Source organism: Streptomyces sp. NPDC050619, from assembly GCF_040654815.1.
In the GTDB taxonomy this organism is placed as follows: domain Bacteria; phylum Actinomycetota; class Actinomycetes; order Streptomycetales; family Streptomycetaceae; genus Streptomyces.
In genome coordinates this window covers 21,414-46,826 of sequence record NZ_JBFAIR010000045.1, presented here as the reverse complement: position 1 = coordinate 46,826, position 25,413 = coordinate 21,414, and the positions used below count along the sequence as shown (strand labels likewise).

The window sequence follows — 25,413 nt, the reverse complement described above, 5'->3', positions numbered from 1 at the left end:
TCACCCCGCAGCGACCCCCACCACACACGTTCACCCCACAGCCACCCCCACCGCACACCCTCACCCCGCGGCGACCGGTCCGCCGAGGCCGCCCTCGCGTACCGCATCGGCGAGACCCGCCACCGTGGGGCGTTCCAGGAAACGGCGCGGTGTCACCCGCCCGACACCCTTGCGGGCCAGTACGCCGAGCATCCGTACCGCCAGCAGGGAATCACCGCCCAGTGCGAAGAAGTCCGCCGCCCGGTCGGTCACCGGGCACCCGAGCAACTCGGCCCAGTCCGCCGCGACGGCCCGCTCCAGATCGTCGCGGGGAGGCCCGTGCTCCTCGCCGGACCCGTCCGGGGCCGACGGGACGGACAGCCGTCCGCCGGGTGCCGTGCCGACGGCGTCCGACCGCGGTGTGTCCCATTCGGTGGGCAGTGTGACCGGGGCCGACCAGCCCTCCTTGTCCACCAGGGATGCGACGGTGCTGACCACGTCCTGGAACATGCGGTCCACGTCCTCGGTGGCGAAGAGCTCCTCCACCAGCGAGAAGACGACGACGAGTTCGCCGCGCAGTTCGAACAGCCTGAGTTCCAGGGCGACCTGGGGGGTCCTCAGCTGCTGGTGGTGGCTGAGCAGGTCGATCCGGCCGAGCGGACCGGCCTCATGGGGGACCTCGCTGCCCAGCGCCGCATCCACGCCGAGGGTGCTCTGGAAGACCACGGGGGCGACCGGACGCCGGGTGCCCCGGCGGCGGCCCAGCTCCCGGGAGACTTCGACCCCGGAGACCAGGTGGTGGGCGAGCGCGTCCGAGACGGACTGCTGGGCGCTGATCGCCAGATCGGCGAAAACGGGGTTCTCGGGCAGCTCGACCGGCATGAGCATGGTGGACGAGAAGGCTCCCACCAGCCGCGGCACGTCCGGGTGCAGGGGCAGCCGGTTCAGCTGAAGGGTGTTGAGCAGGAAGCGCCGGTGTCCGCAGGCGCGGGACACGGCGGCGGCGAATACGGCGAACATGGCGGCGGAGGGGGTGACACCGTGCTCGGCGCAGTGAGCGCGCAGCGCGGCCCACCGCTCGGCGTCGAGCACGGCCTGCCGTGTGCCCATCAACCTCGGCCGCACATCGGCCGGATCGGCCACCAGAGGCAGCGCGGGGGGCAGCGGGAAGTCGTCGAGGCGGTTCCACCACCAGTCCCGGTCCTGGCGCCACTCCTCGGTGTCGGGCAGGTCGCGCAGGCTCGCGACGTAGTCTCCGAAGTCGACCTCCAGCGGGGCGAGTACGGCGTTGTAGTCGGAGACGAGGGCGAACAGATCGCGGTAGAAGACGCCGGACGACCAGCCGTCGATGATCAGCAGGCTGGTGGAGGAGTGCAGCCGGGCGCGGTGCCCGGGAAGCAGGGTGAGCCGCATGTCGAGTCCGCAGCCCGCGGCCGGATCGGGGCCCTCGGTGCTCATCTCCCGCCGGATCGCCGAGAGGGCGGTGGCGATCTCCTCCTCCCCAGCAGTGCTGAGGTCGGTCACGCGCAGCCGCGGCACGGCCTCGGGGTCGTCGAGAGGGAGGATCCGCTGCCTGCCGTCGGGCAGGATGCGGGCCCGCAGCACCGACTGGTGTTCCGCCAGCCGCTCCAGCGCGTCCTGAAGCGCCTCGGCGATCTCGTCGCTGTCGATGTCCTCCAGACCGATGTCCACATAGTGGTGGGCGGAGCGGTAGGACAGCTCCCAGGCATCCTGCTGGCCGACGAAGTAGCCCTGCTGGAGCGGCAGAAGCGGGAAGGGCGCGTCCGGATCCTTTCGCCGCTCCAGGTCCAGGGACAGGCTGCGGGACAGGCCGCCCGCGGTGCCGCGCTCGTGCAGGAGCCCCGCCAGGACCGCCGCGGTGTGTTCGACGCGTACGTCCGACAGGGCGAGGTTCACGCCCAGGCGCTTGCGGATCAGCGCCGCCATGCGCACGGCGAGAACGGAGTCTCCGCCCAGGCTCAGGAAGCTGATGTCGGCCGGTATGGAGGCGGTGTCCGTTTCCAGGACGTCGGCCCAGACATCGCGCACGGCCTGCACGAGGTCGTCAAGGGCGTCGGTTGCGGAAACCGGGGGTGAGGAAGTCAACGGCTGGCTCCAGACGTGGTGATGGGCAGGACACGGTCCACGGCGTGGACGCGTGCGGGACGGGCCGTCTCGGGCAGATGGGCGAGCGCCCGTGCGACGCGGCCGGGGTCGGGCCGGCCCTGGCCCGGCCAGGTGCGGGCGGCGACGACGTGCTGGCCGAGGGCGGTCAGGGGATGGCCCTCGGGCGGAAGGACCGGCAGGGGCCGGAATCCGGCCGCGTCCAGCTGCCGTACCCACTCCCCCTCGGTGAGGAAGACCCGGTCCTGACCGGCTCGCTGGTCGGTGAACCAGCCCTCCTCGTCCGCCTGCGGCGACATCAGCAGGTACATCGAGGTCAGTGCCTGATAGTGCTCCCGGCAGGACTCGACGAGCACCAACAGGCCGTCGGGCACCAGCAGTTCGCGCAGGGCGGCGAGGGCGCGGCCGGCGTGGCGCGCGTTGTGCAGGACGTTCGCCGCGAGGATCACCTCGTGGGAGGCGGGGGCGAAGCCCTGGGCCTGCGGGTCGCGGTTGATGTCCAGCAGCGCCGAGCGCAGGCCGCGGTGGGAGGCGAAGCGGGTACGCGAGGTCTGTAGGAAGAACCGGGACACATCGGTGAACAGGTAGTCGACCGGAGTGGAGCCGAGGGCGTTCAGCACCGTTTCCGTCGTGCCGCCCACGCCGGCCCCCGCCTCCAGAACACGCAGCGGCCGGCTGCCGCTTTCCCGTCCTTCTCGTCGGCGGACCTCGCCCGCGATCAGGTCGGCGGCGGCGTGGTTGGCCCAGCGGCTCGGCACGTTGTCGCGGTAGTTGCCTTCGGCCGTGTCCGTCTCGCCCTCGGGGAAGAGCACTTCGTGCAGGCTCGTGCGGTCCTGGAGCAGGAGGGGGAGCCGGTCGGCCGCGGCGAAGAAGAAACGCGTCATGGACTCCGGGTAGCCCATGCCGTCGCGGGCCTCGTCGAGGGTGCGACGGGCACGGGCGTACTCCGCACGGCCGGGCGCGGTCAGGTCCCGGTAGCGGCCCGTGGCCGGGTCTTGGGCGAGCCGTCCCTCCGCGGCCAGGGTGCGCAGCCAGCGCCGTACGATCCACGCGTGCCGGGGCACCGTACCCAGTGCCGCCACGACCTCGGCGGCCGTGTGCGGCCTCCCGTCGCGGAAGAGACGGGTGCGGTCCAGCACGCGGGCCATGGTCAGCAGCGCGGTCTCGTCCAAGAGGCGCATCAGGGACGGGAGTTCCGCGAGGTCGGTACCGGTGACGGCTGCGTCACCGGAGGCGGCGGCGTCGACCACGGCCTGCTCGTCCCAGTCGCTGCCCGGGGCTCGGTCGTCTCCCCGTTCGTCGTCGACCGGACCGGCGACCAGCAGGGTGTCGCCCTCGCTGCCCCGCACCAGCTGCCAGGCGCCGACCTCGGGCAGTGCGGACAGGACGTCGGCCACGTCCGCCACCCTCATCGCGTCTCCCCCGCCGACGCGTCGTCCACCACGATCCTCGGCGGCAGCTCGCCGGGGGCGCTACGGCGGACGTGGTCGCGCAGGACTTCCGGCAGCCGACGCCGTACGAACGCGGGCAACGGCTCGTGGGCCAGGCTGCCGACCGGCGCCCGGACCGGGCCGTGCGACGCCGCGGTGGCGCGGTCGGCGGGCGCGGACACGGCGAGCATCCGGGGGTCGCCGGAGTCGAGCAGCACAGCGGCGTCCAGGCCGGTCAGCGCCTGCCGCAGGGCGAAGGGGGTGACAGCGTCCGGGGCCGCCACGAGGAGGGCGTTGGGGATGCTGTGCAGGATGGCGGGTCCGGGTGCCAGCGCGCTGCGCAGAGCCGCCGGCAGCTCCTGCCCCGCGAGCCCCTGCCACGGCAGCCGGCGCACCTCGGGCGCGTCCGGGAGGCCGGCGGCGGGACCGACATGCAGGACGAGGTCGTAGCGGTACCGGGTGAGTTCGGTGTCCTCGGCCATCGTGCGGGCGTGGACGCTCATCCGGACGTTCCGGGGCTGGGCGGCCAGGATCTCGCGTACGGCTTCGGGGGCGAAGGACAGTTCCTCGTCCCCCGCCACGGCCGAGGCGACCCGCGCGGCGATGTCCGCGTCGGCCGCTTCCGGGTCGCGGGCCCGCTCCACCCGGCCGAAGTGGTCTTCGAGCAGCCCGGAGTGGCGGATGTCGCCGACGATCACCGTGCCGCCGTCCGCCACCGCGGCCAGCGCGTGGTGCAGGAACGCCGTCAGGTACCCGAGGTCGGGGAAGCACTGGGTGACGGAGTTCAGCAGAACGCAGTCGGGACGTACGCCGGGGCCGAACGCCTGGTCCATCGCCTGCCGGACGGCGGGTGCCTGTGCCTCGTGGGCGGCCGCGCGCACGAAGGCCGTGCGGGGCAGTGAGGCGGCGTGCAGCCGGGCGACCGCGACCTCGGTCACGTCGGTGCCGACATAGCCGTCCAGCCGCGTGTGCAGCCGATGGGCCAACAGGCCGGTGCCGCAGCCGAGTTCCAGCAGTCGGCGGGGCCGCTGGGCGAGGACGAGGTCGACCGTGCGGTCGACCCAGTCACGCATGTGGGCGGCCGGCAGCGGCTGTCCGGTGTCGGAGGAGCGCCAGCCGGACAGGTCCAGGTCATCGGCGTGCCGGTCCGCACCCGTCTCGTACACCCACTCGTACACCTCCGCCCAGTGCGCGAGGTGCTCGCGGACCAGCGGGCCCGGGGAGGGGAGGACGGCTGTCGCGCTCGGGTGGGGGGTGACCAGCAGGACTCCGTCGACGGTGGGGCGTACGTCGGCCACCCAGGGGTGACTGGCGACGAGGGCGGTGAGCCGCCCTGCGACAGCGGTGGTCGCTTCAGCGGTCGCTTCATCGGACAACGGGAGGCTCCGTTCGTTCGGTGCGGGGGCGTTCGGTGCGGGGTCGTTCTGCGCGGGGCCGTTCTGCGCGGGGTCGCGCGGGCGCGGCGGGCAGGTGGGCTGAAGGGACCGGAGGTCCGAGGGAGTCCGGGGGCATCGCGAGAAGGCGGCCGTCCCGCAGCGCCAGCACTTCATCCGCGCGGGCCGCCACGGCCGGGTCGTGGGTGACGGCCAGGAGCGCGGTCCCTGTTTCGCGGATCCGGTCCAGCAGGTCGAGCACGGACCGGGCGGTTTCGGGGTCGAGGGCGGCGGTGGGTTCGTCGAGCAGCAGTACGTCGGGGCGCGCGGCCAGGGCCCGGGCGAGAACGACCCGCTGCCGCTGACCGCCGGAGAGCAGGTGCGGGCGACGTACGGCACTGCCGGGAGGCAGCCCGACGGCCGCCAGCAGCGCCTGCGCCTCGGCCAGCGCAGCTGCCCGGTCCAGTCCGTGCAGCACCGACAGCGGTCTGGCCACCGCCCGGCCCACGCGCTGGGCGGGGTTGAGTTCGTCGACGGCGCTCTGCCCGACGAGTTGCACGGCGCGGAGCTGGTCCCGACTGCGGTCCCGGGTGGCGGGCGGCAGCGGTTCGCCGTGCAGCAGCAGTGTCCCGGCGGATGCGGGACGGCGGCCGACGAGTGCGTGCAGCAACGTCGTCTTGCCGGCGCCCGAGGCCCCGACCACGGCGGTGGCGCTTCCGGCGGGCAGGTCGAGGTCGCAGTCCTCCAGCAGCACGACCCCGTCGGGGGTGGTCAGCAGCAGGCGCCGGGCGGACAGGGACATGATCTGCCGCGGCGCCGCGGTGGTTTGTGGCGCCGAGGGCCGCTCGATGGCCAACGGGGGTGGGGGTATGGCAGGCGCGGCCGCCCTGACGCCGTCCGGCGCCCGGCCGGTCGCGCGCGCCGCAGGCCGGAGCGGACCCCGCCCGGCGGCCACTTCGCGCGGTGCGACCCGGACGGTGACGTCGGCCAGTTCGCCGAAGAGGTGTTCGTCGTGGGTCACCAGGACCACGCAACGGCCCGGAGAGCCGCGCCGGGCCGCGACAACCCGCCTCACCAGGGCCGCCGTCGCCGGGTCCATCGCCGATGTCGGCTCGTCGAGGACGAGGAGAGCCGGGTCCGCGACGAGCGCACGGGCCAGCGCCACCCGCTGGGCCTGGCCACCGGAGAGTTCACCTGCGCGGCGCGCGACGATCTCGGGCGGCAACCCCAGGAGGTCGAGCTGCTCGGCGACCCGTGCCGCTCGGACACTACGGTCGCCGCCGAGTTCCTCGCCGACCAGACGTCCGACGCGCCACAGCGGATGCAGCGCGGCACCGGGGTCCTGGCCCAGCAGGCCGCACCGGGTACGGCGCCATTTCCGGGCGGTGCGGCCCTGCTCCAGGAGCGTGCCCTCCCAGCGCACGGTTCCGGCCGTCCGGCGCAACCCCGCCGGGAGGGTGTCGAGGAGGGCGTGCAGCAAAGTGGTCTTGCCCGCCCCCGAAGGGCCGGTGACGACCACGACCTGTCCGGATTCGGCCCGCAGATCGGTCGGTGGCAGGACGAGGGCACCGCCGCGCCCGGCCCGGCGGACCGTCAGCCCGTCGGCCGCGAGCAGCGGTGCGGTGCGCCCCGTGGTCATACGACCGTCTCCCGTCCCGGCCCTGCCCGGTGGGCCGCGGCGGCCAGCGCCCAGGCGCAGCAGGCCAGCAGCACGGCGGGCGCCAGGAGTGCCACCGGATTGAGCGCGGCACCGGGAAGGTTCTCGCTGAGCATCAGCGCCCAGTCGGGTTCCGGCGGCTGGGGCCCGAGCCCGAGCACGGCGAGCGCCGCGGCGATCTGCAGTGCGGTCACCAGCCGGAGCCCGGCGTCGGCCGTCACCAGGCCGCGCAGTGCGGGCAGCACCTCGCGGGCGAGGACGGACGGTACCGTCTCGCCCCGCTCCCGGGCCGCGTGCACATGGCCGCCGGCGCGCAGCCGGGCCGATGCGCCGGCCACCACCCGGGCGGTGAGGGGCGTGCCGCTGAGCACGGACGCCGCCACCACCGCCGTTCCGCCCGGCAGCGCGACGGCCAGCACCAGGGCGAGGACGAGCGCGGGAACCGCGAGCAGCAGGTCGCACAGCCAGAACACCGCACGGGCGGTGCGCCCGCCCGCCCAGCCGGCGGCCAGGCCGAGCACGGTGCCGCAACTGACAGCCACCACCGCGGCGAGCAGCGAGACGGTCAGCAGCTCGGTGCCCCCGTGCAGCACCCGCGAGAGCACGTCGCGTCCGAGGCCGTCGGTCCCCAGGAGAGCGCCCGAGCCCGGCGGCGACCAGGGCGGGCCGATCTGCTGCTGCGGGTCATGTGGGGCCGCGTATCGCCCCAGCGGTACCAGGAGCGCGATGGCCCCCGCGGTGACCGGGGCAGCGGCGGCCGGGGCAGCGGCGGCCGGGGCAGCGGCGGCCGGGCCGGTCATGAAGGAGCGCATCAGGCTCTCCCTCCGACAGCCGCCGGGACGACCGGGCCCCGGCCGAGCCGACTGGAACCGGTCCGCCCCGAGTGGCGTGCGGCAAGGCGGTCGGCGACGAGCATGCACAGCAGCAGGACGACGACCGGGGGCAGCGCGGCGGCCTGCACGACGGGTACGTCGCGCACGGCGACGGCGGACACGAGCAGGCTTCCGGTGCCGGGATAGCCGAACATCGTCTCCACCAGAGCCGTACCGGCCATGAGTCCGCCGGCCACCAGCGCGGTCACCTGCATCGCCGGAACGAGCAGGAAGGGCAGGACATGCCGGATCAGTACGAGGGCGGGCGGGAGGCCGCGTACCCGGGCGTCGCCCACATGGGGTCGGCGCAGGGTGTCGACGAGCGTTCCGCGCAGCAGCGCGGTGGCGTACGCCGCCGAGGGCAGCGCCAGAGTGACCGCGGGCAGCACCAGCGCCTCGGGCGCGTCGAACGGGGAACCGCCGGGCGGCAGCAGGGACACGGCCGGCAGCCAGCCCAGGATCCCGGCGAAGACCGTACCGAGTACGGCCGCGTGGACCGACTGCGGTACGGCGGCGAGCCCGGTCACCAGGGCCCCGCCCCGGCCGCCGCGCAGGAACGCGACGGTCAGGGCAGCCGCCGTCAGCAGCGCGGTGACGGCCAGCGCGAAGGCGACGAGTGCGGCGGTGGCGGGCAGCCGCTCGGCGAACAGGCCGGCCACCGCGCGGCCGCTCACCACGGACCGTCCGAGATCGCCGCGGACCGCACCGTAGAGCCAGTCGAGATAGCGGACCGGGGCCGGCCGATCGAGGCCGAGCCGGTCGCGTTCGTCCGCGAGTTCCCGCTCGGACGCCCGTCCCGCGCGCTGGATGTCGCCCGCGTCGCCGGGCAGCAGCGCGGTGGCGGTGAAGACGACAGCCGTCGCCGCCACGGTCAGCAGGACCGGCCGTACAAACGGCCGCAGAAGCGGGCGCAGGATCACTTCGCCATCCACACCTGGTCGATGAACATCCGCTGGAAGCCCGGGCCGTCGGGCAGTCCGGCCACTCCGCGGGCCGCGAGGTCCAGCCCGTCGCCGGTGCCCCACACGACGTAGCCGCCGTCCTTCCACAGGTCCCGCTGGATCCCGGCGAGCAGGGTGTTGCGCCGGCCGGCGTCGAGCGTTCCCATGGCCCGTGTGAAGGCGGCGTCGAACTGCTTGTCCTTCCAGGCGATTTCGTTGGTGGGCGAGGTGGAGAGCAGGCCGACCCGTACCAGGTCGGGGAAGGAGATGCCGCCGTAGTAGCCGGTGTAGAACGCCTTCTTGGCGTATACGGCGGTCCAGTAGGTGTCGGCCGGTTCGACCTCGACCTTCGCCTTCACGCCGATCTCGGACAGCTGCCGCGCGTAGAGGGTCGCCGCGGTGTCCATGCCGGGGTAAGCGGTCGTGGTGTGCAGGGTGATGTCGATACCGTCGGCGTGGCCCGCCTGTTGGAGCAGTTTCCTCGCCTTCGCGACCTCGCGGCCGCGCTGCGGCAGGTCGCCGGGGTACGAGGGGTCGTACGGAGTGGGCAGGTCATTGGCGATCTGGCCGTAGCCGAGGAAGACCGTGTCGACGAGGGCCTTGCGGTCCGTGGCCAGACGGAACGCCTCCCGCACCCGCGGATCGTCGAACGGCTCGGTGTCCATCCGCATGACGAACGGATACTCGGTGACCCCCTTGCGCCGTACGACCTTCAGGCCGCCGCTGTTTCCCAGGCTCTTGACGGCGGCGGGGCTCACGCTTCCGGCGACGTCGGCCTGTCCCGAGGTGACGGCGTTGGCGCGGGCCTGAGGGTCGGCGAGGGCCTGGATCTCGATACGGTCCAGATGCGGGCGCGGGCCCCACCAGCGGTCGTTGCGGACCAGCACGGACGTCTGTGCCCCCGAGGCCCGCACCTTGAAGGGGCCCGAGCCGGGGACCGTCTTCGAGAAGTCCTTCGTGCCCTCGGGCACGATGAAGCTGACGGATTCGAGGGCCTTGGCCGCCTGGGCCATGGGCGAGCGGGTGGCCAGGACCACGGTGTGGTCGCCGTCGGCGCGGGACGCCTTCATGTCGAAGTCGGCGAGCCGACCGTAGTTCTCGGCCGACTTGTCCGCGATGCGCCGCAGGGAGTACAGCACGTCGGCGGCCCGCACCGGGCGGCCGTCGGTGAACCGCGCGTCGCCTCGGAGCGTGAACGTCCAGCGGTTCATGGCCTTGTTCGGTTTCCAGGAGACGGCCAGTCGTGGCTTGGGGTCGCCGTCCTTGCCGGGGACGGTCAGCACGTCGTAGGCGAGGGCGAAGCGCAGCACGTCGGATTCGTTGCCGAGTCCGCCGTGCGGGTCGTTGCTCGCCGTGGCGGGCGAGCCGGCCACGGCGTAGCGGAGGGTTCCGCCGTCGACGGGCTTCCCCGTGGGCGCGGCCGTGTCGGCGGGGTTGTCGGACGACGAGCATCCGGTCAGCAGCAGGGATCCGACCGCGGCCATGGTGAGGAGGGCGCGGCCCGGCATGTTGAGTCTCATCGTTGTTTCTGGCTGCTTTCCATGTCAGATGTGTCAGACCGGTTGGGGAACGACGGTCCGGCGGATACGGCGGCGAGCGCACGGTCGGTCAGCGCGGCGATCCGGGCTGCCGCGGGTCCGGTCAGCAGGGAGTAGTGGTGTCCGTCGACGGCCACGTCGTCGACCCAGCCGGACACATGGGGCCGCCAGCCCAGGCACTCCAGGTCGAAGGCGTCGTCGACCCCCATGCCGACTCCGGCGTTGCTCGGGGACGGCTGGGTGGCGCGGAACAGGAGCAGCCGCGTGTCGGGGTCGGTGAGCCGGCCCGCCTTGTGGTCGCCCAGGGCGCGGAGGTGGCGTTCGAAGACGCCCAGGCGTACCTCGGCGGTCTCCCGCGCGCCGATCAGACCGGCCTCACGCAGTCGTGCGGCCACCACGGACCGGGCATCCGCAGACGGCGTACGGAGCAGCCGCTGAGCCTCGTCCGCTCCGAGGCCGAGGTCCATGTCCAGGAACGCCTCCAGCGACCGCAGATACCGTACGGCCGCGATCGTCCCGTCCTCGTCCGGTCCCGCGCCGCCGAGTGGCCTGATGCGGTCCGGCACGTTCGAGTCGATCATCAGGAGGAGATCGGTGCGCTCGCCCCGTTGTTCCAGTGCGCAGGCCATGGCATGGGCGAGGGTGCCGCCCATGGACCAACCGCCCAGGAGGTAGGGGCCGTTGGCCTGGTACGGGCGCAGGGCGGCCAGATACCGGTCGGCCATACCGGCGATGTCCTCGGCGGCCGTCCCTCCGGTCAGGGCCGGATCGGCGAGCGCCACGACGGGTCGCCCGTCCGTCAGGAGCCCGGCCAGTTCGCCGTAGCAGAGCACGTCGCCGCCGGAGGGGTGGACGAGGAACAGCGGGCGGTCGGTGTTGCCGTCGCGGAGCAGCAGCGCGGTGTCGAGGTCGTCGAGGTCATGTCGGCCATCGCGGTCATCGCGGCTGTTCAGGAGAGCGGGTCCGGTCGGCTGCCGCCGCGCGTCGGCTTCCCACGCGGCCCGGCTCTGTGCCAGATGGCGTACGCGGGTGACGTACGAGGCGAACGCCCGGTCCGCCTCGTCGGCGGGCAACTCGCTTTCCAGCACGTCCCACTGGAGCAGCAGCGCGCCGTGCTGTTCGAGCACCTGGTGGTCCAGCCAGGTCTGCGGCGTGCTGCTCACGCCGTACACCGGGGTGCCGGCCCAGTCCAGGTCGTGGCCGCCGCCGAGCGGCCCGGACAGGCCCAGGGCACTGGTGAACACGACGGGCACGGACTCGGTGCGCCCGGTGCGGGTGGACTTCTCGGCGAGCAACTCCAGCGCGGAGAACTCCCGGTGGTCCAGATCCTCGAAGAGCGCACGCTGCGCGCGGGCGGCCGCATCGGCGAAGGAGGTGTCGTGCGACCTGTCCACCGTGTGGAGCATCAGGGAGGTGAAGTCGCCGACGACCTCGTCGGCGCCGGGCAGATCGGAGGGCCGGTCGAACAGCGTGAGCGTGAGGGCGAACCTGTCCTGACCCGACCAGTCGGCGAGAGCGTCCCCGTACGCGGCGAGCAGGACGGCGGTCGGGGTGAGGCCGCGCCGGGCCGCCTCGGCCTTGAGCGACGCCCAGTCGTCCGGTTCGAGCCGTGCGCTGCGGCGCCCGAAGCGGGGGCGCGCATCGGCCGCCGGGGGGCGCAGTGGCAGCGCGGGAGCACCGGGCGTGCTGTCGATCCGCGCCCGCCAGTAGGCCGCGGCGCGGGCGCGTTCCGGGGACTCGGCGCGCTGCTCCAGCACGGCCACGCACTCGGCGAACGTGGTGCGTACCGGTGGCAGTTGGAGTTCCGGGTCCCGGTACAGGGCGCACAGTTCGCGGTCCCAGATCAGGTAACTGGCGGTGTCGCACACGAGGACGTCCACGTTGACGAACAGGCGCACGACGTCGCCGGGCAGGCGGGCCGCCCTGATGTCGACCAGCGGCCAGCGCCCGGGACGCGGCTCGCGGCGGACGAGACGGGTACGGATCTGTTCGAGCTTGTGCGCGCGCTCCTGCTCGCCCAGCGCGCTCAGGTCCTGGACGCGGATGCGGTAGCGGGGCACCCGGTCCAGTACCCGGTTGCGTCCCTCGGGGGAGATGACCGCGCGGAGCATCGGGTGGCGGGCGATCACCCGGTTCCATGCCTCCTCGTAGCGCACGGTGTCCAGGCCGGGGCAGTCGTACTCCAGGTGGAACGAGCAGGGCACGTCTCCGAGCCGGTAGCCTCCCGAGCCGCCGACCCAGTAGGCGTGCTGCACCCGGGTGAGCGGGAACTCGCCCGCGGCAGCGGTCGGTTGCTTCGGCGCGGTGGGGATTTCGGACTCCGGTGCTACGGCCGGCACGTGCGGCTCGTCGTCGCCGCCGGGGTCTGCCGCCGGTGCGCCGGGCGCGGGTATCAGGGGGGCGAGTGCCGCGACCGTGGGCCGCGTAAGAAGGTCCTGGAGGCGTAGTTCGGCTCCCCGTTCGTCGCGCAGCCTGGCCAGCATGCGGGTGGCCAGCAGGGAATGGCCGCCGAGGGCGAAGAAGTCGGTGTCGCGGTCGGTCACGGGAAAGCCGAGCAGTTCGGACCACAGGGCGGCGAGCAGTTCCTCGGCGGCGCCCCGGGGCGCGGACCCTCCCTGCTGCGGGGTGCCACCCGGCGCCCGCCCGCCCGGTGCGACGGTCGCGACGCCGGCGGTACGGCCGGCCAAAGACGCCGGGGAGACCGCCAGGGACGCGGGTGCGCGGCCCTCCTCGGCGAGACGGAGCAGCCGGTCCACGGAGCGCATACCGTCCCGCAGGCCGATGGAGTGGCGTGAGGCGACGACCCGTTCGGTGCCGCCGGGGCCGATCCGCCAGCCGTCCCAGGCCACACTGATCCAGCGGGTGCCGTCCCGCCGGCCGACTGCCTCCTGCTCGGCGTCCTCCCGCTCGGCGTCCTCCCGTTCGGCCAGGGCGTCGAGAAAGCGGTTGGCCGCGGCGTACGGGGCCAGCCCCAAGCCGCCGACGAAGGTGGTGGCCGACGACATCAGCAGAACGCTGACGGGGCGCAGGTCGTCCGGCAGTCCGCGGATGGCGGACCGCAGCGCCATCGCTGCCGACACCTTCGCCCGGGCGTGCGCCCGCACGGTCTCGGGCTCCACGGCGCGCAGCGGGGCCACCGCGGCCGAGGCCACGACACCGGCGGCGTGCACCACCAGGTCGAGTCGGCCGTACCGCTGTGACACGGTCCGCAGCAGGGCGGCCGTGGCGTCGGGGTCCGCCGCGTCGACGGCCCGAACGTCCAGTTCGACGCCTTCTTCCCGCAGCCGTCGCAGGACGTCGGCCCGCTCGGCCTGCGGGGTTCCCGGCGTCGGGTCGGACGGCAGTCCGTCGCGGCCGGTGACCACGACCCGCCAGCCGCCGCGTACGAGATGCGCGGAGAGGGCCATGCCGACGTCGCCGAGTCCGCCGATCACGACGGCGGTTCCCCGGTCCCGCGCTCCCTCGGGTGCCGCGGGGCGCCAGGGGGTGACGCCGCGGACCCAGCGGTGTCCGCCGCGGTAGGCGGCCTCCACGCCGCTCGGCTCGCCCGAGGCGAGAGAACCCGCCTCCGTGCACACCCTCCGGACGGCCTCGCCGCGCACCGGTCCGGCGGGGAGGTCGAGGGTGCGCCAGCGCAGTCCTGGGAACTCCTGGGCGAGGACGCGGGGTACGGCCAGCGATGCGGCGCCCTCCGGTACCGGACGGTCGCCGCTTTCCACGTGGTGTGCGCCGACACTGACGTGGAGCAGGCACGCGCTGCCGGCCCAGGGGGCGGCGGCCCGGGCGAGCCGCGCGTACCGCAGGACGGACTCGGTGACCCGGTCGGCGGACGCCTCCGGGTCCGCACTGCCGTCCGCGTCCTCGTCGTGCGTGTCGACCAGGATCAGGCCCGCACAGGGCAGCGACGGTTCGGCGGCTGCCTGCGCGAGGGTGACGGGACTGGCCCCGGCGGCCGTCAGTTCCTCACGGACCTTGCTCAGCAGCGTGGATTCCTGGTGGCCTTCGAGGAGCCAGCGTCCCTCCAGTCGTGGGGGTGTGTCGACGGGCGGTGTCCGGTGCCACGCCGGCACCTGGAACGGCTCCTCCTCGTCGGGCTCGGCAGCGGACGTGTACGGCACGGGCGAGTGACCGGGCCGTAGGTCGTCGGGCTCGTCGATCCACAGGCGCCGCCGGTCGAAGGGGACACCCGGCAGGGCGATCCGGCGTCGGCCGGGCCGGTGGAGGGCGTCGGGATCGAGCCGGACGCCGTGGGTCCACAGTTCGCCCGCGGCCGTGAGCAGGGCGGCCCGTGCTCCGCGGCGCTCGTCGCGCCCGGGCACGGTGGGCAGGGTGGCGACGACGTTCGCCGCGCCGTGCTGGCGGACGAGCTGCAACAGGCCGCTGCCGGGGCCGACTTGGACCACGACCGCCCCTCCCGTGCCGAGCGCGGTGGTCAGGGCGTCGGAGAACCTGACGACGGACCGCAGATGGGGCACCCAGTGCTCGGCCCCGGGCGGGGTCAGCAGCAGCTGTCCGGTGAGCGTCGTGGCGAGCGGTACGGCCGGGACGCTGGGTACGGTCGCCTCGGCGGCGGCGCGCAGCGCCGGCAGCACCGGATCGACCAGCCGCGAGTGGGCGGCGGCGTCCAGGTGGAGCCGTGCGGTGTGGACGCTTTCGGCGGCCAGCCGGCGCTCGAGGACGGTGACCGCCTCGACGGGTCCGGAGACCACGCAGGACCGTGGCGCGTTCACCGCGGCCAGGTCCAGGTCCGGATGGTCGCCCAGCACCTTCACGACCTGGTCCTCGGGCAGCGCCACGGTGAGCATCGCGCCTCCGCCCGCGGTGCGGGACATACCGCGGGAGCGCACCTCGACCAGGGCGACGGCATCCTCGAGCCGAAGGGCCCCGGCCGCGACGGCGGCCGCGTACTCGCCGAGGCTGTGGCCGATGAGCGCGTCCGCCTCGATGCCCCAGGAGCGCAGGGTGCGTGCCGTGGCGAGCGAGACGGTGAACAGCGCCGGGAGTCCGTGCACGGGATCCCGCAGCAGCCTGACGGCCGCCTCGTCCGACAGGTCCGCGGCCAGGAGCGGGACAAGACCGGGGCCGGTGCCGTCGCCACGCCCGTCGAAGAGCGCGGCACACTCCTCGATCGTGCGGGCGAACTCCGCCTCCTCGTCGAGGAGTTCACGACCCATGCCCGGGTATTGGGCGCCGCCGCCGGGGAAGGCGAAGACGATCCTCGGCCTGGTGGGCGGGACGGCACGCCGGGGCGCGGAGACAAGAGCGCCGGGCGTCTCACCGAGCACCGCGGCCGTCCGGTGGGAGTGTTCGCCGCGGCCGGTGTGCAGGGTGTACGCGGCGTCGGCCGTGTCGACGTCCGGCCGGTCCAGGGCGGTGGCCGTGGCGGCGGCCAGGCGTTCCAGGGCGTCGTCGCGATGTGCGGACAGCAGGACCAACTGGGGACGGCCGTCCGCGGGGGCCATGGCGCGCTGCGGCGCACTGCCCAGCACCACGTGGCAATTGGTCCCGCCGATACCGAAGGAACTGACGCCCGCGTACCGCGGCCCGGCCCATGGGTCGGCCCGAAGGGGCACGGTGAACGGGGAGTTCTCGAATTCGAGGTCGGGATTCAGGGGCAGGGCGCCGAGGGAAGGGGGAAGCACTCCGTGGTGCAGCGCGAGTACGGCCTTGGCGAATCCGGCGATGCCGGCCGCCGAGTTGGCGTGCCCGATGTTGCTCTTGACGGAACCAAGGGCGCACCACGCGGGGCCCCTCTCACCGAAGACCTTCTTCAGGGCCGCCAGTTCGACCACGTCGCCTAGTCGGGTGGCGGTTCCGTGGGCCTCGACGTAACTGATCATCCTCGGTGTGACGCCGGCGAGGGCGAGGGCCTCGGAGATCGCGCGCGCCTGTCCGCGCGGGGACGGCGCGGTGAACGCGGTGCGGTCCCCACCGTCGTTGTTCACCGCGGACCCGTGCAGGACGGCGAGGACCGGGTCGCCGTCGGCGAGGGCGTCCGCGAGGCGGCGCAGGACGGCGACGCCCACGCCCTGGCTGTGCACGATTCCGGAACCCTCCGCGGAGAACGGACGCACCCGCCCGTCGGTCGAGAAGATGCCGTCGGGGACATGGAGGTAGCCCCTGCCCTGCGGAACGATCAGCGAGGAACCGCCGGCCAGGGCGGTGTCGCACTCCCCCGCCAGCAGGGACTGCGCCGCCAGATGGACGGCCACCAGGGAGGTGGAGCAGGCGGTGCCGACCGAGATCGCCGGTCCGGTGAGGGCCAGCCGATGGGCGACGTGCAGCGGCAGATAGTCGCCGACGCCCGAGATCGCCGCCTGGAGACTGCCGACCGGGTCGGTGGCGGAGTCGGTGTAGCGGCGGGCGAGGTGCCGGGTCAGGTAGTCGCTGTGGGCCGCGCCGGCGAAGACTCCTACGGCGCCTGCCCCGACGCCCGATCCGTGCCCGGCCCGTTCCAGCACCCGCCAGCACGCCTCCAGGAACAGTCTCTGCTGAGGATCCATCAGGGCGGCCTCGGCATCGGTGAGCCCGAACGGCTCCGGGTCGAACAGGTCCTGGCCGTCGATCAGTCCGCTCACCGGCACATACGCCGGATTGCGCCGCAGCCGGGCCGGCACGCCGCTCTCGGCGAGTTCCTGCTCGGTCTGCCGGGCCAGCCCACTGCGTCCCGCCGCGAGCAGGTCCCAGAAGGACTCGGTGTCCGGGGCACCCGGGAAACGGCAGTCGAGGGCGGTGACGGCGATCAGTTCGTCGTCTCCCCGGTCCACCGCCCGCGAGGGGTAGCTCCGTTCAGACGGGTAGCTCTGTTCAGGGGACTGGGTCATCCGGTGGTCTCCCGGGCAAGGGCACGCGCGGCGACCCGCGAGGCACGGCGTGGCTGGGGTATGGCGGTGGCGGTACGGAGGTCCGAGGGCGCCGGGTGACGCGGGCCGCCCCCGGCCAGGGGCGCGTCCGTGCCGGGCTGTGGGCCAGGTTCCCGGGGGTGCAGTTCACTGATCCGCGCGGCGAGCGAGCCGACACCGGCGTGCTCGAACATGTCGGCCAGAGCCAGGCGCGGGGCGATGCCCTGGCGGAGCCTGCGATGTGCCAGGACCAGGGTGAGTGAGGTCGCGCCCAGGGCACTGAAGGTGCTGTCGGCCGCCACCGGGCTGCCCGTGAGATCGGCGAGGACGGCAGTGACCTCGTCGAGCACGGCCCGGTCCCGCACGGGGTCGGCCTGGGGACCGGCGACGGCGCCCCGAGACAGAACGGGCCCGGGGATCGCCGTACTCGAGGAAGCCGGACGGTGGACGATCTCGGCCAGTCCCCCGGCCGCGAGCCGTGGTTCGAGACGGGACGGCCCCGCCAGTCGCTGTACCCGTCGCAGCCAGTGCGCGGCCGCCTCCAGTGCCTGCTCGGGCGCAAGCGCGCCCGGCCTGAGGACGATCGCTGCCTCCAGTCCGAGGGCGGCGGCTTCGTCGAGCGCTTCGGCGGCCCAGCCGGCACCGGTCTCATCTGATGGCATGTCATCCACGGGCCGCGGCTCGGCGGCGACCACCGCTTCCGCGGCCTCGCCGCGGGTGGCCTGGTCCCCGTACGGGCTCGGCAGGCCCGCGTGGTCGATCTTCCCGTTGGCGGTGACCGGCAACTGGTCCAGGACGACGAACCGGCTGGGGATCATGTAGTCGGGCAGCCGCTCGCGCAGCGCCGTCGCGAGTTCCTCCGGAGACGGGGCCTGGGCGGTTGCTTTCGGCGACAGATGGGCGACAAGCCGTGGCCGCCCATCGGGTCCCCGCACGGACGAGGCGACGCACTGCCGCACGCCGGGGTGGCGGCCCAGCACCGACTCGATCTCACCCAGCTCGATGCGATGCCCCCGGATCTTCACCTGCCGGTCGGCGCGGCCGAGGAATTCGATGGTCCCGTCCACCGCCCACCTGCCCAGGTCACCGGTGCGATAGAGACGCTGCCCGAGGACGGGGTGGATCGCGAAGCGCTCGGCGGTCTGTACGGCGTCGCCGGCGTAGCCGCGAGCCAGCCCGTCACCGCCGATGAACAGCTCACCGGCCGCACCGACCGGACACGGCGCACCCTGCTCGTCCAGTACGTGGAAGGACTGGCCCCGCAGGGCCCGGCCGTAGGGGATGCTGCGCCAGCTCGGGTCGGTGTTCTCGACGGGGTAGGTGATGGACCAGATCGACGCCTCGGTGGCGCCGCCCAGGCTCATGAACTCGGCCTGCGGGGCGAGTACGCGCAGCCGCTCGGGCAGGGTCAGGGGGATCCAGTCACCGGACAGCATCACCAGGCGCAGGGTGCGCAGGCCCTCGGCGGCTGCCTCCGGTTCCAGCTCCGCGTACTCGACCAGCATCTCCAGCAGGGCCGGGGCGGTGTTCCACACGGTGACGCCATGACGTCCCGCCTGCTCCAGCCAGTGCTGCGGGTCCCGCTGCCGGGCGGGGTCGGGCAGGACCAGGGAGCCGCCCGCGCCCAGGACGCCGTAGATGTCGAAGACGGAGAGGTCGAAGCTGAGGGCGGACAGGGCCAGTACGCGGTCGTCGGCGTCGATGCCGAACCGGTCCACGATGTCGTCGATGGTGGTGCGGGCCGCGCGGTGCTGGATCTCGACGCCCTTCGGGCTGCCCGTGGAGCCGGAGGTGAAGATCGTGTAGGCGAGGTCGTCCGGGCTCGGCGTCTTCGAGGCCACGAGGTCTTCGCGGACGGCACGGCGTGCGGGCCTGCCCGCGGCGGTCAGCCGGTGCACGGTGACACCCGGCGGCCAGGCGATCTTCACCCCGCGGCCGACCAACGCGTGCCGGACACCGGCCCGTTCGCAGACGGCGGCGACCCGCGCGTCGGGCCACGTGGGCTCGATGGGCAGGTAGCCCGCCCCGGCGGTGCTGACCCCGAGGACGGCGGTGATCTGCGCGACGCCCTTCTCGCAGGCCACGGCCACCAGATCGCCGGGCCCGGCCTGATGAGCGGTCAGCAGCGCGGCCGTGGCGGCGCCGTTCTCCGCGAGCCGGCCGTGCGTCACGGCACCGGATGCCCCGTGCAGGGCGGGCCGCTGCGGATCCCGTCGGGCGGCTTCCCGCACCGGCGAGTGCAGCAGAGGGCCCGCGTCGGGGAAGGGCGCGACGTCGAGCGGCTCCTCCGGACGGAAGGTCGGGTCCCAGCCCAGTGCGGGATCCCGCCACGCGGCGCTGTCCGCCAGCCTGCGCAGCAGCCGGACATGGGCGTCGAGCAGGTCCTGTACGTAGCCGGCGGGGAACGCGCCGTCGACCGAGTCCCAGGCGAGCCGGAGCCGGCCGCCTTCGTCCCACACGATGTGGTCCAGGAGGACCTGAGGGGTCTGGGAGATGCCGTAGACCTCCTCGCCGATCCAGGCGGCGGGCGGCTCGTCGTCACCGCCGAGGCCCACCCCACTGGTGAACACGACCGGATAGCGGGGAGCGGGGGCGGCGGTGTCGGAGCCCGGTCCGGGGACGAGGTCCCTGAGTACCTCCACCCCGGAGACGGAGCGGTGGTCCAGGTCTGCCCAGAAACATCGGTTGACCTCCGCGGCGTAGCCCGCGAATCCTTCCCCGTTCCCGGGCGTGAAGGGAGGTGTGCCGACGAGGGCGGTGGTGGTGAAGTCGCCCACCGCGTCGGCCGCCTCACCCGATGTCTCGGGCCGGTCGAACAGGGTGGTGTTGAGGCATATCCGGTCACCGGCTCCCCAGCGGCCCAGCACGGCGGCGAAGGCGGCGAGGAGCGTGGCGGTCGGGGTGACGCCGAATTCCGCGCTGCGGGCACGGACGGCGGCCCACGTCGGCGCGTCGAGGACCGCGGCACTCCGGACGAACCGGGGAGGCGTGGTGTCCTCCGCCGTGCGCAGGACGGGAAGTCGTGGGGCATCGGGAAGTCGGGGAGCGCGCTCGGACCAGTAGGCGCGGTCGCGAGTGCGCCGCGCGGCCCAGTCCGGATCGGTCGTACGGGCCCGCTGCATGCGCGCGAAGTCCGTTTTGGGGACCGGGAGTTGTGCGGTGGGGTCGGTGACGAGCCGGCCCCACTGGCGCATCAGGAGCATCCAGCCCGCGAGATCGGTGATGAGCACGTCCACGCCGACGTGGAGCCGTGTCGTGCCGTCCGGCAGCAGCGCCGCGTGGAGGTCGAAGAGTGGCCAGGTGCCGGTCGGCCTCACCTGGTGGGAGCGCTCGTGGCGCAGGCGGGACAGCGCGAGGTGGGCGTCGTCCGGGGAGGCGTTTTGCAGGTCGGTGGTGCCGATCCGGTAGGGCTCGACATCGGCGAGGATGCGCTGCCGGCCGCGCTCGTCCACGGTCATACGGAGCATCGGGTGGTGCTCGATCAACCGGTTCCAGGCTGCTTCCAGGCGTCCCAGATCCGTGAGGGGGTCCTCGGCGAGGCGGTCGTACTCGTAGTAGTAGAAGGTGGCCACCCCTCCGAGGGGCAGCCCTTCCTGCCTGCCGACGAAGTAGGACGCCTGAATGGGCGTCAGGGGGAACGGTTCCCCGTCGTCATGGGGACTGTCATGGGGACTCGCAGTGACGGCGGGGGCCTGCGTGCCGCTCTTTGCCGCGGCCTGCGTGCCGCTCTTTGCCGCCGGTACTTCGACGGCGAGCAGGTTCGCGACGTCCTGAGCGGTGGCGCCGTCGAGGAAGGCCGTCAGGGGAAGGTCGGCATCGGTGCGCTCGCGGATCCGGCGCCGTAGCCGCACAGCGGTGAACGACTCCAGCCCCAGAGCCGACAAGGGTGTGTCCAGTGCGATCAAGTCGCTCTGCATGCCGAGGACTTCGCCGATACATTCGATGGTGCTTGCGAGGACGTCTTCGGCAAGGACGAGCTGACTCATCCGGCCTCCGCTCCGTGGAAGATGTGGACGGTGGTATGGGTTATTTCGGACACCGGGCGTTACTCACCCGGGCGCGTGAGGAGGTACAACCCGAGGTCGGGCTTTCCTGCGGGCCGCATGACCAGACCGGCTTCGGCGGCCTCCGCGGCCAGGCGGCTCTCGCTCGCCACCCACCAGCGGTAGTCGACCGTGACCTCCGACAGCAGCCGGCCCTCCCGCAGGACGTGGTAGTCCATGTGCCAGGTGATCTCGTCCTCCCCCGAGGGCTCCGCGGTGGCCCACCCCTCGTAGCGGAGTGCGCCCACGGCCGCCGAAGCCATCCGGGTGCGCGGAACCCGCTCGGGCACGAAAGGCGGAGTGACACCGACGACGAGTGCGCCGCCGGGCGCGAGTCGGAGTGAGGCGCTCCCCCACAGGGCCCGCCGTTCGGCCGGCGGCAGGTGTCCCAGCACGTTCACCGCGACCATCGCGCGCAGGCCGTCGGGGAGTGGAGCGTGTACGGCGTCCTCCGCCAGCACCGTGACCCGCTCGCGCAGTTCGGGGGCGTCGTGGACGCGCGCCAGCAGCACGGCGCGCATGGCGGAAGAGGGCTCGACGGCCAGCACGGGATCATCGCCCGGAAGCGCGGCGCAGATGGCCCGGATCCCCCGGCCCGTACCGGCCCCGACCTCGACTACCGGTCCGCGCTCCGCCTTCACCTGCTGGAGCGCTTCGGCCAGTGCCGGACCGAGGGACTGCCATGTCCCGGCGATCAAGAGGTCGAGGTATTCGGCCGAACGTTCATACGGATCCAGCACAGCAACCCTCGCAGCCCTAGTTAAATACGATTGTCATTTTCATCTAGAGCTTACACGGGCGCAAGGCTCCACGCCTCAGACGATCGGGAGACGAACAGCGCGACGCCGACGAGGCGGTCGACGGCGTTCTCGCCGCGCTGGCCGACCCGACGCGACGCCGGCTGCTCGAACTGCTCGCCGCACAGGGCGAGGCCACCGCGACGACACTCGCCGAACCACTTCCCGTCTCGCGACAGGCAGTGGTCAAGCACCTCGCCGTCCTGGACGCCGCCGGCCTGGTTTCCGGCAGCCGGGTCGGACGCGAGGTGCGCTACGCGGTACGGCCCGCGGCGCTGGACGTGACCGCCCGGTGGATGGCCGCGCTCGCGGCCGACTGGGACCGGCGGCTGGCGAACATCAAACGCGTCGCCGAGGCAGCGGAGCCGGACTCGCGCCCGGCACGACCCGACTGAGCGGCCGTCCCCGACCTCGGCGACGCGGACGATTACGCCTTCGGGGCGAAGGCTCAGTGTTCAAGGCCAACCGGCATTTCAGAGCGTACTGTTACCGTCCCCGCCCCGGCCGCTGCTGGCGGATGCGCTGGGCGACTTCCCCGTTCTCGGTCTCCCACCACGGCCGTACGAGTTCCGCAGCCTGCTCCGGTGCCTGTTCCGGTCCCGCCGCCGGTACCAGCTCCGCCTCCAAGCGGCTGTCCAGCTCGGCGGTCTGGGCGCGTTCGGTTCGGGCCCACTGCATCAGGATCGCGAGGAGAAAGGGCAGCGCCACCAGTTCGGCGATGCTGATCATCGCTCCGCCGCCGAGTTGCTGGTCGTGCTCCACGTCCGGCGCCCAGGGCGGGGCGTGGTGCAGGTACCAGGCCCCGGCGATCAGCGTGCCGTGGGTCATCACCACGATGCCCGGTACGGCGTCGATGATCCCGTCGACGAAGACCAGTGCCGCCCGGACGGGATGGGTGCACCAACTCGGCAGTGTCTCCTCGCCAGTGAGCACCGGGACGACGAACAGGCAGCCGGCGAGCAGCAGGTGCAGATACATGAGTTCATGCAGCCAGCCGTCGCGGAGGGCGGTTTCGAAGTACGGGGTGAAGTACACCGTCAGCTCGGTCGTGAGCACGAGCGCCGTGCTGACCAGCGGGAAGGTCAGCAGGCGTACCAGCCGCCCGGTCAGCGCCCGCCGCACACGGCCGGCGGCGCGCTCGGGCAGGGCGCGGACGGCCAGCCGCAGCGGATCGCCCAGGGCCATACCGAGCGGTGCGATCAGGTCGAGGAGGACGTTCTGGACGGCGGCCGGCCAGAACAGCGCGTGGTCGTACCCGGCCAGTGCGCTCATCGTGGCCACGACGAGTGTCCCGAGCCCGAGCAGCGCGAAGGCGGCGACGCGGGCGACCGGCCAGGGCTCGCCCCGCTGCCTCAGGCGCCGCACGCCCCAGCCGTACAAGGTGCCGAGCAGGACGACGAGCAGCAGCGCGGGCACATCCAGGTGCCACGAGGAGAACAGCCGTCCGACGGTGAGCTCGGGCAAACTTCCCATCGTGGTCTTCCTCCATGGCGTACCGGACACCCGGCCTGCCCTCCGAGGGAGAACCCGGACCTGCTGAGGCACCCTACGCCGCAGGCTCCCGGACCCGTTCGCGCAGGCACCTGAGATGCCGACGTCACACCGGACTCATACCGAGCCCATACCCGAAGGGCGGCTCACCCCGTTGCTGCCCGCACCCACCGACCCGCCGGTCAGGGCTTGATGCCCACCCCGGTCCACAGGCTGACCTCGGCGTCCGTGGGAGCCTGCGCGGGTTCGTCCCCGGATGACGCGTCGGGCCGCCAGCGATGGCCGACGGTGACGCCGGGGTCGAGCAGGTCGAGCCCGGCGAAGAAGCGCGCGACGTCCTTCTGCGAGCGGAACCGGACCGGGGTCCCGGCATTGGTGTAGATGTCGGTGACCTTCTGCCAGGTGGGCGGGTCGAAGTCGGGCGTGCAGTGGCTGAGGGCCAGGGCGCTGCCCGACGGGAGGGCGTCGAGCAGGCGGCTGACGATTCCGTAGGGGTCCTGGGCGTCGGTGACGAAGTGCATGAGGGCGTTCAGGGACAGGGCCACGGGCCGGTCGAGGTCCAGGATCTCGGCCAGTTCGGGGGCGGCGAGGAGCGCTCCCGGGTCGTTGACGTCCGCCTCGATGTAGGTGGTGCGGCCCTGGGGGGTGCTGCGCATGAGGCGTTCGGCGTACTTGAGGACGAGGGGGTCGTTGTCGGCGTAGACCACCCGTGCTTCGGGGACGACGCTCTGGGCGACCTGGTGGAGGTTGGGTTCGGTGGGGATACCCGTGCCGATGTCGAGCCACTGGCGTATGCCGTGTTCCCGGGCGAGGACGCGGGTGGCGCGGTGCATGAAGGCCCGGTTCTCGCGGGCGCACACGAAGATGCCGGGGTAGGCAGCGGCGACGGTCTCGGCGGCCTGCTTGTCGACGTCGAAGTGGTCCTTGCCGCCGAGGTAGTAGTCGTACATGCGGGCGGAGTGCGGCCGGCTGGTGTCGATGCCCCGTGCGGCGCGGGTGTTGCTCATCCTGTCCCCTTCGGTGGTGTACGTGGTGTGCCGGGCAGGTCGTGGCCGGGGCCGGCTCGGATCCTTCCCGCGTTGGTTCGGTTCAGCCGGCCGTCAGGTGATCGGCGAGGCCTCGTTTGATCCCCTGGACGAAGGCGGCGATCTCCTGCGGGGAGTAGATCAGCGCGGGACCGGCGGGATCGGTCGACTGGCGCACCGCCACCCGGCCGTCGGCGAGTTGCTTGGTTTCCACGCACTGCCCCCCGTTGGGACCGCTCCACGGACACTCCCAGCCCTGCTCGCCCAGGTCGGAGGCGGGCATCCCGTTGTAGACACTGCCGTCGGAGAAGGTCATGAATACTCCTTGCGCATGCGGTTCAGGAGGGCCTTGCTGTCCGCGGAGGAGGTCAGCAGGGACATCCGGTTGTGCGCTTCGAGATGGGCCGCGACATCGGAGCGCTGGTCCAGGTACACGGAGGCGGACAGGATCTCGCTGTAGACGATGTCCGGCAGCTCCGGCTCCTCGAACCGGAAGTAGGTGAAGGGCGCGCACGCCCCGACGTGGGCCCCGGCGGAGAACGGCACGATGTCGACGCTGACGTGATCCAGCTCCGAGACCTCCAGGAGCCGGTCGATCTGCTCCCGCATGATCTCGGCGCCGCCCGCCACCCGGTGCAGTACGGCTTCCTCCATCACCACCCACAGCGTGGGGGCGTCGGGTCTGACCAGCAGGCCCTGGCGGCGCAGCCGCAGGTCGACGCGCCGCTCCAGGTCCTCCTCGGTGTCGTTGGGGAACCCCCCGCTCAGGACGGCGCGCGCGTACCCGTACGTCTGGAGCAGTCCCGTGACGTAGTGGGGCTCGTAGGTGCGCAGGGTCTTGGCCCCGGTCTCCAGGCTCACGTAGGCGGTGAACCAGCTCGGGACCACATCGCGGTAGGCGTGCCACCAGCCTGGCTCGTTGGCCCGCTCGGCGAGGGCGACGAACTCGTCGATCTCCTTTTGGGCGGCCCCGTACGTCTGGAGCAGCTTCTCCACGTAGAGGGGCCTGAGACCGACCTCCGCCTTCTCCAGGCGGCGGATGGTCAGCGACGTCACCCGCAGGGCCTTTGCCGCGGCGTCCAGCGACACGCCCGCGCCAAGCCGCCTCTCCTGGAGCCGCCGGCCCAGGATCATGCGGAGAACGGTGGGTGCGCTGGTGCCCGCGCCTGCACGAGCTTCGTTCACCGCGCCACCTCCTGAGGAACTGTCACCAGTACGACCGAGGCAGCGACTTGCTGATGCTGCCAAGCGGAATCCGTCGTTCTGAAATTATCAGGCAGATGGTTGCAGTGTGAACTGGG

Annotated in this window: 15 protein-coding genes; 1 reads left to right on the top strand and 14 read right to left on the bottom strand. The window is 73.0% G+C overall.

What is annotated here, in order from left to right; all coding sequences use genetic code 11:
- Nucleotides 1-60: 60 nt before the first annotated feature.
- Genes AB0I77_RS45655 through AB0I77_RS45610 form a run of 10 tightly spaced genes read right to left on the bottom strand, consistent with a single transcriptional unit; the run spans nt 61 to nt 21,497 of the window.
- Nucleotides 61-2,085, bottom strand: a complete 2,025-nt coding sequence (locus AB0I77_RS45655; protein ID WP_363288824.1) for a phosphopantetheine-binding protein — start codon at nt 2,083-2,085, stop codon at nt 61-63.
- On the bottom strand, nt 2,082-3,515 hold the full coding sequence (locus AB0I77_RS45650; RefSeq protein WP_363288823.1) for a class I SAM-dependent methyltransferase: 1,434 nt from the start codon (nt 3,513-3,515) through the stop codon (nt 2,082-2,084). Before AB0I77_RS45650 ends, AB0I77_RS45655 begins: the two co-directional genes overlap by 4 nt.
- Nucleotides 3,512-4,909 carry a class I SAM-dependent methyltransferase gene (locus AB0I77_RS45645; protein ID WP_363288822.1) on the bottom strand — a complete coding sequence of 466 codons (1,398 nt, stop codon included), beginning with the start codon at nt 4,907-4,909 and terminating at the stop codon, nt 3,512-3,514. Before AB0I77_RS45645 ends, AB0I77_RS45650 begins: the two co-directional genes overlap by 4 nt.
- On the bottom strand, nt 4,899-6,545 hold the full coding sequence (locus AB0I77_RS45640) for an ATP-binding cassette domain-containing protein (RefSeq protein ID WP_363288821.1): 1,647 nt from the start codon (nt 6,543-6,545) through the stop codon (nt 4,899-4,901). The genes AB0I77_RS45645 and AB0I77_RS45640 overlap by 11 nt, the downstream gene beginning before the upstream one ends.
- On the bottom strand, nt 6,542-7,375 hold the full coding sequence (locus AB0I77_RS45635) for an ABC transporter permease subunit (RefSeq protein WP_363288820.1): 834 nt from the start codon (nt 7,373-7,375) through the stop codon (nt 6,542-6,544). The genes AB0I77_RS45640 and AB0I77_RS45635 overlap by 4 nt, the downstream gene beginning before the upstream one ends.
- Entirely contained in the window at nt 7,375-8,367 is a 993-nt protein-coding gene (locus AB0I77_RS45630; RefSeq protein WP_363288819.1) for an ABC transporter permease, read from the bottom strand. Before AB0I77_RS45630 ends, AB0I77_RS45635 begins: the two co-directional genes overlap by 1 nt.
- Nucleotides 8,352-9,896 carry an ABC transporter substrate-binding protein gene (locus tag AB0I77_RS45625; RefSeq protein WP_363288818.1) on the bottom strand — a complete coding sequence of 515 codons (1,545 nt, stop codon included), beginning with the start codon at nt 9,894-9,896 and terminating at the stop codon, nt 8,352-8,354. Before AB0I77_RS45625 ends, AB0I77_RS45630 begins: the two co-directional genes overlap by 16 nt.
- A complete protein-coding gene (locus AB0I77_RS45620; protein ID WP_363288817.1) occupies nt 9,893-16,738 on the bottom strand; it encodes an SDR family NAD(P)-dependent oxidoreductase in 6,846 nt (2,281 codons plus the stop codon). The genes AB0I77_RS45625 and AB0I77_RS45620 overlap by 4 nt, the downstream gene beginning before the upstream one ends.
- Nucleotides 16,735-20,742, bottom strand: a complete 4,008-nt coding sequence (locus AB0I77_RS45615) for an amino acid adenylation domain-containing protein (protein WP_363288816.1) — start codon at nt 20,740-20,742, stop codon at nt 16,735-16,737. The genes AB0I77_RS45620 and AB0I77_RS45615 overlap by 4 nt, the downstream gene beginning before the upstream one ends.
- A gap of 59 nt (nt 20,743-20,801) precedes the next feature.
- Nucleotides 20,802-21,497: a class I SAM-dependent methyltransferase gene (locus tag AB0I77_RS45610; RefSeq protein WP_363288815.1), complete on the bottom strand. Its 696-nt coding sequence runs from the start codon at nt 21,495-21,497 to the stop codon at nt 20,802-20,804.
- Between the two features lie 179 nt (nt 21,498-21,676).
- Between AB0I77_RS45610 and AB0I77_RS45605 the strand changes: the two genes are divergently transcribed.
- A complete protein-coding gene (locus AB0I77_RS45605) occupies nt 21,677-21,991 on the top strand; it encodes a metalloregulator ArsR/SmtB family transcription factor (protein ID WP_363288860.1) in 315 nt (104 codons plus the stop codon).
- A gap of 91 nt (nt 21,992-22,082) precedes the next feature.
- Here AB0I77_RS45605 and AB0I77_RS45600 read toward each other — a convergent pair whose 3' ends face one another.
- The 4 genes from AB0I77_RS45600 to AB0I77_RS45585 all read right to left on the bottom strand — a co-directional run bounded on the left by AB0I77_RS45600 (nt 22,083) and on the right by AB0I77_RS45585 (nt 25,297).
- Nucleotides 22,083-23,069, bottom strand: a complete 987-nt coding sequence (locus AB0I77_RS45600; protein WP_363288814.1) for a cytochrome c oxidase assembly protein — start codon at nt 23,067-23,069, stop codon at nt 22,083-22,085.
- 200 nt (nt 23,070-23,269) lie between these two features.
- Nucleotides 23,270-24,094 carry an SAM-dependent methyltransferase gene (locus AB0I77_RS45595; protein WP_363288813.1) on the bottom strand — a complete coding sequence of 275 codons (825 nt, stop codon included), beginning with the start codon at nt 24,092-24,094 and terminating at the stop codon, nt 23,270-23,272.
- A gap of 82 nt (nt 24,095-24,176) precedes the next feature.
- Entirely contained in the window at nt 24,177-24,428 is a 252-nt protein-coding gene (locus AB0I77_RS45590) for a DUF397 domain-containing protein (RefSeq protein ID WP_363288812.1), read from the bottom strand.
- Nucleotides 24,425-25,297 carry a helix-turn-helix transcriptional regulator gene (locus AB0I77_RS45585; RefSeq protein ID WP_363288811.1) on the bottom strand — a complete coding sequence of 291 codons (873 nt, stop codon included), beginning with the start codon at nt 25,295-25,297 and terminating at the stop codon, nt 24,425-24,427. Before AB0I77_RS45585 ends, AB0I77_RS45590 begins: the two co-directional genes overlap by 4 nt.
- Between the last annotated feature and the right edge of the window lie 116 nt (nt 25,298-25,413).